The sequence below is a fragment of the Enterobacter sp. 301B genome, assembly GCF_003850715.1.
Taxonomy (GTDB): Bacteria; Pseudomonadota; Gammaproteobacteria; order Enterobacterales; family Enterobacteriaceae; genus Enterobacter; species Enterobacter intestinihominis.
The window spans coordinates 200,606-214,299 of the sequence record NZ_PQTC01000008.1; the positions used below are offsets into that span (position 1 = coordinate 200,606).

A 13,694-nucleotide genomic window follows, 5' to 3' on the forward strand; every position below is an offset into this window, starting at 1 on the left:
CGGTTTTCACCGGGCCTTTTCGTTAATACATGACCTTGTGGCCATACTGCTCAAGAATACCTTTGACGCGCTCCATCGTCTCTTTTTTCGGCGGCTTCACGCCATCGAGCTTGTACTCTTCACCCATTGCCACCCATTTGTGTTTACCCAGCTCGTGATAGGGCAGGAGTTCAATTTTCTCCACGTTACCCATATCCCGGGTAAATTCGCCCAGACGATGTGCAGAATCATCATCATCTGACCAGCCCGGTACCACCACGTAGCGGATCCAGGTCTTGACGCCTTTGTTGGCAATGTATTTGGCAAATTCCAGCGTACGGTGGTTTGAGACGCCAACCAGATTCTGGTGGATCTCATCATTCATCTGCTTGAGATCGAGCATCACCAGATCGGTCACTTCTAGCAGTTCATCAATAACCGGATCGTAACGGCGCACAAAGCCGTTGGTGTCGAGGCAGGTATGAATACCTTCTTTATGGCAGGCGCGGAACCAGTCGCGCACAAATTCAGCCTGAAGAATGGCTTCACCGCCGGATGCCGTCACGCCACCGCCGGACGCGTTCATGAAGTGGCGATAGGTCACCACCTCTTTCATCAGATCTTCAACGGTGACTTCTTTGCCGCCATGGGTGTCCCAGGTGTCACGGTTATGGCAGTACAGGCAGCGCATCAGGCAGCCCTGGAAGAAAGTGATAAAGCGGATCCCCGGGCCATCGACGGTGCCACAGGATTCAAAGGAGTGAATGCGACCAATAATTGACATTGCGGTGATATCTCCGAATTTGGCCCATCCGGGGGCCTATGTAGATGCACAGCTCAAAGGCTATGTCGAGTCTGTTTTGGCTGTTATCCATTAAGTATAGATAGCGGACAAAAGAGACTGATGAAGCGAGGGTGTTAAAAAGGCCCCACTTGCGTGGAGCCTTTATTGTACGCTTTTTAACGCGTGATTTCAGTCAATTCCACTTACATGGACTGAGTGAAAGTACGGGTGATAACGTCCTGCTGCTGTTCTTTCGTCAGGGAGTTAAAACGTACTGCGTAGCCAGATACGCGGATGGTCAGCTGAGGATACTTCTCAGGATGTTCCATCGCGTCGAGCAGCATTTCACGGTTCATCACGTTCACGTTCAGGTGCTGACCACCTTCAATGGACGCTTCGTGGTGGAAGTAACCATCCATCAGACCCGCGAGGTTAGTTTTACGCACTTCGTCGTCTTTACCCAGAGCGTTTGGCACGATAGAGAAGGTGTAAGAGATACCATCTTTCGCGTATGCAAACGGCAGTTTAGCAACGGAGGTCAGAGAGGCAACCGCACCTTTCTGGTCACGACCGTGCATTGGGTTAGCACCTGGGCCGAATGGCGCGCCAGCACGACGACCGTCTGGGGTGTTACCGGTTTTCTTACCATACACAACGTTAGAGGTGATGGTCAGAACAGACTGAGTCGGGATAGCGTTACGATAGGTAGTGAGTTTCTGAATTTTCTTCATGAAACGTTCTACCAGGTCAACCGCCATGTCATCAACGCGAGCGTCGTTGTTACCAAACTGCGGATATTCGCCTTCGATTTCGAAGTCGATAGCCAGACCATCTTCGTCACGAATTGGTTTAACTTTCGCATATTTGATTGCAGACAGGGAGTCAGCCGCAACGGACAGACCTGCGATACCACACGCCATGGTGCGAACGACGTCACGGTCGTGCAGCGCCATCAGAGAGGCTTCGTAGCTGTACTTGTCGTGCATGTAGTGGATGACGTTCAGCGCAGTGACATACTGCTTAGCCAGCCAGTCCATGAAGTGATCCATGCGCTCCATCACTTCGTCGAAGTTCAGAAGGTCGCCTTTGATCGGTTCAGACTTAGGACCAACCTGCATTTTCAGTTTTTCGTCAACGCCGCCGTTGATTGCGTACAGCATGGTTTTCGCCAGGTTTGCACGCGCACCGAAGAACTGCATTTGCTTACCAACAACCATTGGGCTTACGCAGCACGCGATAGCGTAGTCGTCGTTGTTGAAGTCCGGACGCATCAGGTCATCGTTCTCGTATTGCAGAGAAGAGGTGTCGATGGACACTTTAGCGGCGAATTTCTTGAAGTTCAGTGGCAGTTTTTCAGACCACAGAACGGTGATGTTCGGCTCCGGAGAAGGACCCATGGTGTACAGGGTGTTCAGGAAGCGGAAGCTGTTTTTGGTTACCAGCGTACGGCCATCTACGCCCATACCGCCGATAGATTCGGTTGCCCAGATTGGGTCACCAGAGAACAGCTCATCATATTCTGGAGTACGCAGGAAACGAACCATACGCAGTTTCATGACCAGGTGGTCAATCATTTCCTGAGCGTCTTGCTCGGTGATTTTGCCTGCTTTGATATCGCGTTCGATATACGCATCCAGGAAGGTGGACACGCGGCCGAAGGACATTGCTGCACCGTTCTGAGACTTAACCGCGGCCAGGTAGCCGAAGTAGGTCCACTGAATAGCTTCCTGAGCGTTGGTTGCAGGACCAGAGATATCACAGCCGTATTTAGCCGCCATCTCTTTGATCTGACCCAGCGCACGGTGCTGTTCAGCAATCTCTTCACGCAGACGGATAGTCGCTTCCAGGTTTACGCCGTTTTCCAGGTCAGACTGGAGAGAGACGAACTGCGCGTATTTGTCTTTCATCAGGAAGTCGATACCGTACAGCGCAACGCGACGGTAGTCACCGATGATACGGCCACGGCCATAGGCATCTGGCAGACCGGTCAGAACGCCAGATTTACGGCAGTTCAGAATGTCTTTGGTGTAAACATCGAATACACCCTGGTTATGGGTTTTACGGTATTCGGTGAAGATTTTTTTCAGCATTGGGTCCAGCTCGCGGTTATACGCTTTGCAGGAACCTTCAACCATTTTAATGCCACCGAACGGGATGATTGCGCGTTTCAGTGGTGCTTCAGTCTGGAGACCAACGATTTTCTCAAGGGCTTTGTTGATGTAGCCAGCATCGTGAGAAGTGATGGTAGAAGCAACGGAGGTGTCAAAATCAACTGGCGCGTGAGTGCGGTTTTCCAGTTTAACGCCTTCCATTACGCTGTCCCACAGCTTGGTGGTTGCGTCAGTTGCACCAGCCAGGAAGGATTCGTCACCTTCATACGGGGTATAGTTTTTCTGAATGAAGTCACGGACGTTGACTTCATTCTGCCAGTCACCTTTCGTAAAACCTTCCCAGGCTGTGGCTAACTTTTCATTAAGCTCGGACATGTAACACCTACCTTCTTAAGTGGATTTTTTATTTACTGCCTGAGACAACCATTAATGATGATCGCCGCCACGCAGGTAAATGACCCAGTATGTCAACCCAACTAACAGACCCCCACCGATAATGTTCCCGATAGTGACGGGGATCAGGTTATCAGTAATGAAATTCATAATAGTCAGGTGTGAAAAACTTTCCGGGGTTGAACCAACAGCAGTCCAGAACTCCGGGCTTGCAAAGTTGCGGATAACAATCCCCATCGGGATCATGAACATATTCGCAATACTGTGCTCAAAGCCGCTGGCAACAAACATCGCAACCGGCAGAACCATAATCATGGCTTTATCCATCAGGCTACGACCAGAGTAGCTCATCCAGACCGCCAGGCAGACCATCAGGTTTGCAAGGATGCCGAGAGCAACGGCTTCGATAAATGTATGGTGCATTTTGTGGTCGGCGGTTTGCAGGACGTTAAGCCCCCAGCCGCCGTTGGCGGTCATGTACTCGCCAGAAAGCCACATCAACAGAACAAAGAGCAGACAGCCAATCAGGTTGCCAACGTAGACGTTGAGCCAGTTGCGCCCCAGTTGACCCCAGGTAATTCTTCCGCTGGCTTTTGCCACAACAATCAGCACCGTTGAGGTGAAGAGGTCGGCGCCGCAGATGACGCAGAGGATCAGGCCCAGTGAGAAGCAAATACCACCAATCAGTTTCGCTATGCCGAAAGGCATCCCGGCAGTGCCGGTGGTGGCTGTGATATAGAAGACGAAAGCGATGGAGATGAACACCCCAGCCGTAATGGCCAGAAAGAACGTCGTCATCGGATGTTTCGTTGCTTTGTAGACACCCGCTTCTTCGGCAACTTTCGCCATCGCAGCGGGGAGTAATAGATCAAAAGGGTTGTCAGCTTTCACACTAACTCTCTCTTTATTAAGTCGGCGACGAGATACTAACAAAGCATTATAGAAGAGAAATTGATATAGATCATATCTCGCCTGGCTTATAGGCCCGCAGTGTGTATGGTTTTACAGCAAAAGCGGAGTAAGTATTTGATTATCCTTATAAAAATAAATTTTAAAAGTTATGAAAAGAGTTGAATTTTTTCCTTCAGCCTCCCGTGGAACAGTTAATTAAAATGGAGTATTAATTAGAATTAGTAACAGTAAAGCCCAGGTAAGCGTTTTTATATTTACCCGTAGTTAACTTAATTATTACAATTAAACGTCATTGCGGAAAAATAAAAAAAAGGGGCAATGAAATTGCCCCGTAATATAGCTCAGGCGATTGAATACGCCTACAGCCATTAATGTTATATGCGCTTATTTTGACCAGTAAGCGGCTTTAGCCTTCTGCAATTTTTCATACGCATTCAGCAGCGACTGATGCGCCGGGAAGGCTTTCAGATCGCTGTCAACCGCTTGCAGGCCATAGAACGGTTCTTCACCGCTCAGCGCCGCGCTGGCAGCCTCAACGGCATCTGCACCGTACATGCGGACGAAGGCGTTCAGATACTGCAATGGCTCGCGGTCGTCTTCCTGAGAAAGCAAGAGCAGCGTTTGCAGGCAACGGTAATAGTTAGTGCGCTCGGCGGAGAAGACGGACTGGTTAAACTCCATCGTCCACTCGGTCCAGGCCAAAGCCTGATCCAGATCGCCGCCCGCCAGCGCCAGCATCGCTTTTAGCTCGCCGATGCGCAGCGTGTACCAGCCGTTATCTTTTCCGGTTGCCAGACCCAGCAGTTCGCGTACGCGGGTGAAATCATCGTGTCCTTCTTCGTCCAGTTGGGCGATCAGGTTCAGATAATCTTCTTTATCCCACTCGCTGCCCGGCAGGGCCAGCAGGGTTTCACGCAGATGCGCGCCCATGCTGTTGTTCGCCAGCCACAGATCTTCTGCCGGATAGATGTCCGACATACCCGGCACAATAATACGGCACGCATAAACGCCGAGGTGTTCATAGTCGGCAATATAGACTTCCTGATCTTCCGCGTTGAAGATCGCCATCAGGGTGGCGAACTCTTCTTCCGTCGTACCGGCAAAGCTCCAGTCCACGAACGGATAGTCCGCGTCCTGTTTGAACATATCCCAGGAGATCAAACCGCTGGAGTCGATGAAGTGCGTTTCGAGGTTGGTGTGCTCGGCGACTTCTTCATCATCAAAGGTTGGCGGGGTGAATACGTCGAGATCTTTCAGGCTACGACCTTGCAGCAGTTCGGTCACGGTACGCTCCAGCGCCACGCCGAAGTCCGGGTGCGCGCCGAAAGAGGCGAAGCAGGTGCCATTTGCCGGGTTAAACAGTACCACGCAGATAACCGGATATTTGCCGCCCAGAGAGCCGTCATAAGCAAAGATTGGGAAACCTTCCGCTTCCAGTTTGGCGATGGATTCCACCACGCCCGGGTAGCGCGCCAGCACGTCAGCCGGGATCTCCGGCAGACTGATGGATTCAGCAATAATACGGTTTTTGATGTGACGCTCGAAAACTTCAGACAACCCCTGTACACGCGCTTCGTTACGGGTGTTACCGGCAGACATACCGTTAGACACATACAGATTGCCAACGATGTTCATTGGAATGTAAACGGTCTGCTCGTCAGACTGACGGGTGAACGGCAGGGCGCAGATACCACGATCCTCATTGCCGGATTGCAGGTCGATCAGCATGCTGGCGGTCAGTTCGTTTTCCGGATCGTAGAACGCGCGCAGGCGGGCATCGAGAATGCCTTCCGGCAGTTCGTCGTCTTCGGGTAGCGGGAACCATTTTTCGTTCGGGTAGTGAACGAACGGGCCGTTGGCAATCGTTTCACCCAGCCAGAAGTCGGCGAAGAAATAGTTGGTGGACAGACGCTCAAAATACTCACCCAGCGCAGAGGCCAGTGCCGCTTTTTTGGTCGCGCCTTTGCCGTTGGTAAAGCACAGCGCACAGTCTTTGTCGCGAATATGCACGGACCAGACGTGAGGCACCGGATTCAGCCAGGAGGCTTCTTCGATATTAAAGCCCAGGTCGGTCAGTTTCTGCTGGAAGCGAGCGATGGAATCTTCCAGAGCGGCGTCTTTGCCGGGGATAAACGTTTGAGTCATGGCGTTCACTTTTATCGTACGTAAAGCGCGCAATGATACGGGTTTTGCGTGACGGGTGCTATCTCCGGCGAAAATAAATGGCTGGGCTATGCTTATAAGCAGTAACCTACTGTTAAGGCATAAAAAAATGAAAGCATTTGATCTCCAGCGGATGGCGTTTGATAAAGTCCCACCTGAGTTTTTAGGCGAAGTGGCGTTGCGTAGCCTGTACACCTTTGTACTCGTCTTCCTGTTTCTGAAAATCACCGGACGTCGCGGCGTGCGGCAGATGTCACTGTTTGAAGTGCTGATTATCCTGACGCTGGGTTCGGCGGCAGGGGACGTTGCCTTTTATGACGATGTGCCGATGGTGCCGGTTTTTATCGTCTTCGTGACGCTTGCGCTGCTGTACCGGCTGGTCATGTGGCTGATGTCGAAAAGTGAAAAACTGGAAGATCTGTTCGAAGGAAAACCGGTGGTGATTGTCGAAGATGGTCAACTGGCCTGGGAGAATGTGCAAAGCGCCAATATGACGGAGTTTGAGTTCTTTATGGAGCTACGTATAAGCAGCGTTGAACAACTGGGGCAGGTGCGTCTGGCGATTATGGAAACGAACGGTCAAATCAGCGTTTATTACTATCCTGACGATGAGGTCAAGCCCGGCCTGTGCATACTGCCGGATATGCTTATCGAGCGATACAAAACCGTCCCTGATGCGGGCCAGTATGCCTGCATAAAATGCAGCCATGTGGTGGTCATGCAGGCGGGCGATCATCAATTATGCCCTCGCTGTACAAATCCAGAATGGACGAAGGTTAGCCGGGCTAAACGCATTACCTGACAGCGATTTTGTCGGTTTTGCGACAACGGTACGGCAGATTGTTTTGTGTGACGAGGGGCACATTTCTTCGGCCATAAGTTTTAGACATTGCGGCGCGTGTCACTGAATGATAAAACCGATATCCACAGTTATAACTTATGGCTTTTAGCGTGGTGAGGGGAAATGGCTCAAGTCTTTAATTTCAGTTCAGGTCCGGCAATGTTACCGGCAGACGTGCTCAAACAGGCTCAACAGGAGCTGTGTGACTGGAACGGTCTGGGTACGTCGGTGATGGAAGTTAGCCACCGGGGTAAAGCGTTTATTCAGGTGGCGGAAGAGGCAGAAAAGGATTTTCGCGATCTGCTGAACATTCCCTCGAACTACAAAGTATTGTTCTGTCACGGCGGTGGACGCGGTCAGTTTGCGGGTATTCCGCTCAATCTGCTGGGCGACAAATCCACCGCTGATTACGTTGATGCCGGCTACTGGGCGGCCAGTGCGGTAAAAGAAGCGCACAAATATTGCACGCCGAACGTTATCGATGCCAAAGTGACCGTTGACGGTATGCGCGCCGTGAAGCCGATGAGTGAGTGGCAGCTTTCTGACAACGCCGCGTATCTTCATTACTGCCCGAACGAAACCATCGACGGTATCGCTATTCACGAAGAGCCAGACTTTGGCGAAAATGTCATTGTGACGGCGGACTTCTCCTCCACCATTCTGTCCACGCCGCTGGACGTCAGCCGCTACGGCGTCATCTACGCGGGTGCCCAGAAAAACATCGGTCCTGCGGGTCTGACTATCGTTATCGTGCGTGAAGACCTGCTGGGGAAAGCCCATAAGTCTTGCCCGTCAATTCTGGATTACACCGTCCTGAACGACAACGATTCCATGTTCAACACTCCACCAACGTTCGCCTGGTATCTCTCCGGCCTGGTCTTCAAATGGCTGAAGCAAAAAGGCGGCGTGGCGCAGATGGACAAGATCAATCAGCAAAAAGCTGAACTGCTGTACGGCGTGATCGACAAGAGCGATTTCTACCGTAACGATGTCGCCAAAACTAACCGTTCGCGCATGAACGTGCCGTTCCAGCTGGCGGACAACAACCTGGATAACGTGTTCCTGGAAGAGTCCTTCGCGGCGGGTCTGCATGCGCTGAAAGGTCACCGTGTGGTAGGCGGTATGCGTGCCTCTATCTATAACGCGATGCCGCTGGAAGGCGTTAAAGCCCTGACTGATTTCATGATCGACTTCGAACGTCGTCACGGTTAATTGGCTGTTTTTCACCCCCGCAGCGTTCCTGCGGGGTTTTTATTATGTTGAGTTGAGAGTTAAGTTTCATGGAATCCCTGACGTTACAACCTATCGCGCGGGTAGATGGCACCATTAATCTGCCTGGTTCAAAAAGTGTCTCGAACCGCGCTCTGCTGCTGGCAGCTCTGGCAAACGGCACCACCGTCCTTTCCAACCTGCTGGACAGCGATGACGTGCGCCATATGCTCAATGCACTGAAAGCGTTGGGCGTTCAGCACGCGCTGTCAGACGATCGTACCCGTTGTGAAGTCACCGGTAACGGCGGCGCATTACATTCCGCTGAAGCGCTGGAGCTTTTCCTGGGTAACGCTGGTACGGCGATGCGTCCTCTGGCCGCTGCGCTGTGTCTTGGGAGCAACGATATTGTGCTGACCGGCGAGCCGCGCATGAAAGAGCGTCCGATCGGCCACCTGGTCGATGCCCTGCGTCAGGGCGGCGCGCAGATTGATTATCTTGAGCAAGAAAATTACCCGCCACTGCGTCTGCGCGGTGGTTTCACTGGCGGTAATGTTGAGGTTGATGGTAGCGTCTCCAGCCAGTTCCTGACGGCACTGCTGATGACCGCACCGCTGGCTCCAAATGATACCGTGATTAGCATTAAAGGCGATCTGGTCTCTAAGCCGTACATTGATATCACGCTGCACCTGATGAAAACCTTTGGTGTTGAGGTGGAAAACCAGTCATACCAACGCTTCGTGGTTCGCGGTGGCCAACAGTATCAGTCTCCGGGTCACTACCTGGTTGAAGGCGATGCTTCATCCGCCTCCTATTTCCTTGCCGCAGGCGCGATTAAAGGCGGTACGGTAAAAGTGACGGGTATTGGTCGCAACAGCGTGCAGGGCGATATTCGTTTTGCCGACGTGCTGGAAAAAATGGGCGCGGTTGTGACCTGGGGCGATGACTTCATCTCCTGTACGCACGGTGAGCTGAACGCCATCGACATGGACATGAACCATATTCCTGACGCGGCAATGACCATCGCCACCGCTGCGCTGTTTGCGAAAGGCACCACCACGCTGCGTAACATCTATAACTGGCGCGTAAAAGAGACTGACCGCCTGTTCGCAATGGCAACCGAGCTGCGTAAAGTGGGGGCGGTGGTAGAAGAGGGCGAAGACTACATTCGCGTCACGCCGCCGGCAAAACTGCAATTTGCAGAAATTGGCACCTACAACGATCACCGCATGGCGATGTGTTTCTCGCTGGTGGCGCTGTCAGATACGCCAGTCACCATCCTTGACCCGAAGTGCACGGCGAAAACCTTCCCGGACTACTTCGAACAGCTGGCGCGCATTAGCACCCTGGCCTGACGATCGTATGCCGCATCTCCTGATGCGGCATTTCCTTACGCTTTCTGACAGTCATCCTCTTTCATTTCTTCTACACTCTGCTTCAATCATTCCGTAATTTGCACGCAAAGGTAACAGTTGCGCACGTTGGCGCGTATAATGCGCGGCGTTCATGTAAACGGTATGCCTTAATTAAGGAGAAAAAGATGACGGCAATTGCCCCGGTAATCACCATTGATGGGCCAAGTGGCGCAGGGAAAGGTACTCTGTGCAAAGCGATGGCGGAAGCATTGCAATGGCATCTTTTAGATTCGGGAGCAATCTATCGCGTGCTGGCGCTGGCTGCGCTGCATCATCATGTAGATGTTGCGTCTGAAGAAGCGCTGGTACCGCTGGCTGCACATCTGGATGTGCGCTTTGTCTCTACTGATGGCAACCTTGAAGTGATCCTGGAAGGGGAAGATGTCAGCGGTGAAATCCGTACGCAGGAAGTGGCCAATGCGGCCTCTCAGGTGGCGGCTTTCCCACGCGTTCGTGAAGCGCTGTTACGTCGCCAGCGCGGTTTCCGCGAAGCGCCGGGGCTGATCGCCGACGGCCGCGACATGGGAACCGTGGTATTCCCTGATGCGCCAGTGAAAATTTTCCTTGACGCCTCTTCGGAAGAACGTGCTCAACGCCGCATGCTTCAGTTGCAGGAAAAGGGGTTTAGTGTTAACTTTGATCGCCTTTTATCCGAGATAAAAGAGCGCGATGATCGCGATCGTAACCGCGCCGTCGCACCACTTGTTCCCGCGCAAGACGCATTAGTGCTGGATTCGACCAGTTTAACTATTGAGCAAGTGATTGAAAAAGCGCTACAATATGCGCGCCAAAAACTGGCACTCGCGTAATCGCGACCGATTTAGCAGTACCCCCGCTGCAATGGATTGACGGCGGGTATGTGAAACAACCCCATCCGGCACGGAGCCAGGTGGACGTTAATATTAACCTGAAGATTAAACATGACTGAATCTTTTGCTCAACTGTTTGAAGAATCCTTAAAAGAAATCGAAACCCGTCCGGGTTCCATCGTTCGCGGTGTTGTTGTTGCTATCGACAAAGACGTAGTACTGGTTGACGCCGGTCTGAAATCTGAGTCCGCCATCCCGGCTGAGCAGTTCAAAAACGCCCAGGGCGAGCTGGAAATCCAGGTAGGTGACGAAGTTGACGTTGCTCTGGACGCAGTAGAAGACGGCTTCGGCGAAACCCTGCTGTCTCGTGAGAAAGCTAAACGTCACGAAGCATGGATCACGCTGGAAAAAGCTTACGAAGAAGCTGAAACTGTGGTCGGTGTTATCAACGGCAAAGTTAAAGGTGGCTTCACTGTTGAGCTGAATGGTATTCGTGCGTTCCTGCCAGGTTCTCTGGTAGACGTTCGTCCAGTCCGTGACACCCTGCACCTCGAAGGCAAAGAGCTTGAGTTCAAAGTAATCAAGCTGGACCAGAAGCGTAACAACGTTGTTGTTTCCCGTCGTGCCGTTATCGAATCCGAAAACAGCGCAGAACGCGATCAGCTGCTGGAAAACCTGCAGGAAGGCATGGAAGTCAAAGGTATCGTTAAGAACCTCACTGACTACGGCGCATTCGTTGACCTGGGCGGCGTTGATGGCCTGCTGCACATCACCGACATGGCGTGGAAACGCGTTAAGCACCCAAGCGAAATCGTGAACGTGGGCGACGAAATCACTGTTAAAGTGCTGAAGTTCGACCGCGAGCGTACTCGTGTATCCCTCGGCCTGAAACAGCTGGGCGAAGATCCATGGGTAGCTATCGCTAAGCGTTACCCAGAAGGTACTAAACTGACTGGTCGCGTTACCAACCTGACCGACTACGGCTGCTTCGTTGAAATCGAAGAAGGCGTTGAAGGCCTGGTGCACGTTTCCGAAATGGACTGGACCAACAAAAACATCCACCCATCCAAAGTTGTTAACGTTGGTGATGTAGTGGAAGTGATGGTTCTGGATATCGACGAAGAACGTCGTCGTATCTCCCTGGGCCTGAAGCAGTGCAAAAACAACCCATGGCAGCAGTTCGCGGAAACCCACAACAAGGGCGACCGTGTTGAAGGTAAAATCAAGTCTATCACTGACTTCGGTATCTTCATCGGCCTGGACGGCGGCATCGATGGCCTGGTTCACCTGTCTGACATCTCCTGGAACGTTGCAGGCGAAGAAGCAGTTCGTGAATACAAAAAAGGCGACGAAATCGCAGCAGTTGTTCTGCAGGTTGACGCAGAGCGTGAACGTATCTCCCTGGGCGTTAAACAGCTCGCAGAAGATCCGTTCAACAACTGGGTTGCACTGAACAAGAAAGGCGCAATCGTAAACGGTAAAGTGACTGCTGTTGACGCTAAAGGCGCAACCGTAGAACTGGCTGACGGCGTTGAAGGTTACCTGCGCGCTTCCGAAGCTTCACGTGACCGCGTTGAAGATGCAACTCTGGTTCTGAGCGTTGGTGACGACGTTGAAGCTAAGTTCACCGGTGTTGACCGTAAGAACCGTGCAATCAGCCTGTCTGTTCGTGCTAAAGACGAAGCTGATGAGAAAGATGCAATCGCAACTGTGAACAAACAGGAAGATGCAAACTTCTCTAACAACGCAATGGCTGAAGCTTTCAAAGCAGCTAAAGGCGAGTAAGTTCAGGTTCGCACCATCATTTGAGCTGTAACGCATTTACAGCGCGAAGGATGGAGAGCAGACTTGACAGATTGCAGGATTCGTCCTGTAATCAATAACAAAGGGCGGCTACGGCCGCCCTTGTTTAATAAGCTGTTCAGCTAATGGGTTTGAAAGGAACCGGAGGAATCATGACCAAGTCAGAATTGATTGAAAGACTTGCCAGTCAGCAACCGCATATCCCTGCCAAGGCTGTGGAAGATGCCGTTAAAGAGATGCTGGAGCATATGGCTACCACTCTTGCCCAGGGCGAGCGCATTGAAATCCGCGGTTTCGGTAGTTTTTCCCTGCACTATCGTGCACCACGTACCGGGCGTAACCCGAAGACTGGCGATAAAGTGGAGCTGGAAGGAAAGTATGTTCCGCACTTTAAGCCGGGTAAAGAACTGCGCGATCGCGCCAATATTTACGGTAACTGAGTTTAATCATCAGGGTTAAACTGAGTTTAAAGAAAGCACCTTAGGGTGCTTTTTTTGTATCCCGCCCTGCATTTCTGAATACGCGCCGCATTTAAATTTTCTCTTTGCTGTAAACGCTTAAAAACGTTGCAGCGCCCGCTGTAAATCACGCCTTTTCTGTCTGACGACGCATCAGTCCCGCCGCATAATCGCCTGAAACATGGAGGTGAAGATGGGGATCCACGTTATCAGTATGTGCGCCATTCTGGCCATAATCCCGCTCTATTGGTTACCCGTTTTGCCAGATTTGCATATTGTCTGGTTGCTGATTGCCGCAGGAGTTGCGTTATCCGTACAGAAGAGAAAATGGCTCAGGTTTTCAGGACTCGCATTGCTTTTTATGTGCTGGGGGATCCTGGCCGCTCAGGAAAGCGTGTGGCCGATGAACCATTTAACGAAAGCACCGCAGCAGGCCGAGGTGGTCATTACCGCAACGGACGGCGCAACGATGCATCAGGGAAGGATTATCAGCCTCAATGGAGAACGCGTGTGGGCTGCCATGGGCGTGTCACTCTACGGCAACTACCTGCCTCAAAATGTCTGCGTGGGTCAACGCTGGGCAATGACCCTGCGGCTCAGGGCGGTACACGGAGAGCTCAACGATGGCGGCTATGATTCGCAGAAAAACGCCTTTGCCCGACACCAGACGCTGAGCGGACGGTTTACCCATGCGGAGATTGTCGACGCACGCTGTAGCCTGCGTTCGCAATACCTGACATCACTACAGAATACGCTTTCAGCATATCAGTGGGGGCCCGTGATCCTGGGGCTGGGGGTGGGCCTGTCCTGATCCACA

The 13,694-nt window shown here is 52.0% G+C and carries 10 protein-coding genes and 1 pseudogene; 7 read left to right on the forward strand and 4 right to left on the reverse strand.

From position 1 onward, the window contains the following. Positions 1–22: 22 nt before the first annotated feature. The 4 genes from pflA to ycaO all read right to left on the reverse strand — a co-directional run bounded on the left by pflA (position 23) and on the right by ycaO (position 6,324). Positions 23–763: a pyruvate formate lyase 1-activating protein gene (gene pflA, locus C3451_RS11630; protein WP_003858250.1), complete on the reverse strand. Its 741-nt coding sequence runs from the start codon at positions 761–763 to the stop codon at positions 23–25. Positions 764–966: 203 nt separating this feature from the next. Continuing rightward, entirely contained in the window at positions 967–3,249 is a 2,283-nt protein-coding gene (gene pflB, locus C3451_RS11635; RefSeq protein WP_022647624.1) for a formate C-acetyltransferase, read from the reverse strand. Between the two features lie 51 nt (positions 3,250–3,300). Further along, positions 3,301–4,158 (reverse strand): formate transporter FocA, encoded by an 858-nt coding sequence (gene focA / locus C3451_RS11640; protein WP_017384832.1) that lies wholly within the window; start codon positions 4,156–4,158, stop codon positions 3,301–3,303. 405 nt (positions 4,159–4,563) lie between these two features. After that, positions 4,564–6,324, reverse strand: a complete 1,761-nt coding sequence (ycaO, locus tag C3451_RS11645; RefSeq protein WP_022647625.1) for a 30S ribosomal protein S12 methylthiotransferase accessory factor YcaO — start codon at positions 6,322–6,324, stop codon at positions 4,564–4,566. Positions 6,325–6,451: 127 nt separating this feature from the next. Between ycaO and C3451_RS11650 the strand changes: the two genes are divergently transcribed. From C3451_RS11650 to C3451_RS11680, 7 genes and pseudogenes are all read left to right on the forward strand, one after another. Beyond that, positions 6,452–7,144, forward strand: a complete 693-nt coding sequence (locus tag C3451_RS11650; protein ID WP_023299721.1) for a DUF421 domain-containing protein — start codon at positions 6,452–6,454, stop codon at positions 7,142–7,144. A gap of 162 nt (positions 7,145–7,306) precedes the next feature. After that, positions 7,307–8,395 carry a 3-phosphoserine/phosphohydroxythreonine transaminase gene (gene serC / locus C3451_RS11655; RefSeq protein ID WP_022647627.1) on the forward strand — a complete coding sequence of 363 codons (1,089 nt, stop codon included), beginning with the start codon at positions 7,307–7,309 and terminating at the stop codon, positions 8,393–8,395. 68 nt (positions 8,396–8,463) lie between these two features. Then, positions 8,464–9,747 carry a 3-phosphoshikimate 1-carboxyvinyltransferase gene (gene aroA / locus C3451_RS11660; protein ID WP_045622039.1) on the forward strand — a complete coding sequence of 428 codons (1,284 nt, stop codon included), beginning with the start codon at positions 8,464–8,466 and terminating at the stop codon, positions 9,745–9,747. 185 nt (positions 9,748–9,932) lie between these two features. Continuing rightward, the gene (gene cmk / locus C3451_RS11665) at positions 9,933–10,616 is read left to right on the forward strand and encodes a (d)CMP kinase (RefSeq protein ID WP_015570968.1); all 684 of its coding nucleotides are present in this window, start codon (positions 9,933–9,935) and stop codon (positions 10,614–10,616) included. Between the two features lie 111 nt (positions 10,617–10,727). After that, positions 10,728–12,401, forward strand: coding sequence for a 30S ribosomal protein S1 (gene rpsA / locus C3451_RS11670; RefSeq protein WP_003858235.1), 1,674 nt, complete (start codon positions 10,728–10,730; stop codon positions 12,399–12,401). Between the two features lie 170 nt (positions 12,402–12,571). Further along, complete coding sequence (gene ihfB / locus C3451_RS11675) at positions 12,572–12,859, forward strand: integration host factor subunit beta (RefSeq protein ID WP_003858233.1); 288 nt, start codon at positions 12,572–12,574, stop codon at positions 12,857–12,859. 211 nt (positions 12,860–13,070) lie between these two features. Further along, a pseudogene (locus C3451_RS11680) lies at positions 13,071–13,679 on the forward strand (ComEC family protein); the annotation flags it as partial. Positions 13,680–13,694 lie beyond the last annotated feature (15 nt).

Excerpts from the sequence above, each read along its gene's own strand:
- pflA (WP_003858250.1), bottom strand. The coding sequence starts at position 763 with ATGTCAATTATTGGTCGCATTCACTCCTTTGAATCCTGTGGCACCGTC.
- serC (WP_022647627.1), top strand. The coding sequence starts at position 7,307 with ATGGCTCAAGTCTTTAATTTCAGTTCAGGTCCGGCAATGTTACCGGCA.
- aroA (WP_045622039.1), top strand. The coding sequence starts at position 8,464 with ATGGAATCCCTGACGTTACAACCTATCGCGCGGGTAGATGGCACCATT.
- ihfB (WP_003858233.1), top strand. The coding sequence starts at position 12,572 with ATGACCAAGTCAGAATTGATTGAAAGACTTGCCAGTCAGCAACCGCAT.
- C3451_RS11650 (WP_023299721.1), top strand. The coding sequence starts at position 6,452 with ATGAAAGCATTTGATCTCCAGCGGATGGCGTTTGATAAAGTCCCACCT.
- pflB (WP_022647624.1), bottom strand. The coding sequence starts at position 3,249 with ATGTCCGAGCTTAATGAAAAGTTAGCCACAGCCTGGGAAGGTTTTACG.
- ycaO (WP_022647625.1), bottom strand. The coding sequence starts at position 6,324 with ATGACTCAAACGTTTATCCCCGGCAAAGACGCCGCTCTGGAAGATTCC.
- cmk (WP_015570968.1), top strand. The coding sequence starts at position 9,933 with ATGACGGCAATTGCCCCGGTAATCACCATTGATGGGCCAAGTGGCGCA.
- rpsA (WP_003858235.1), top strand. The coding sequence starts at position 10,728 with ATGACTGAATCTTTTGCTCAACTGTTTGAAGAATCCTTAAAAGAAATC.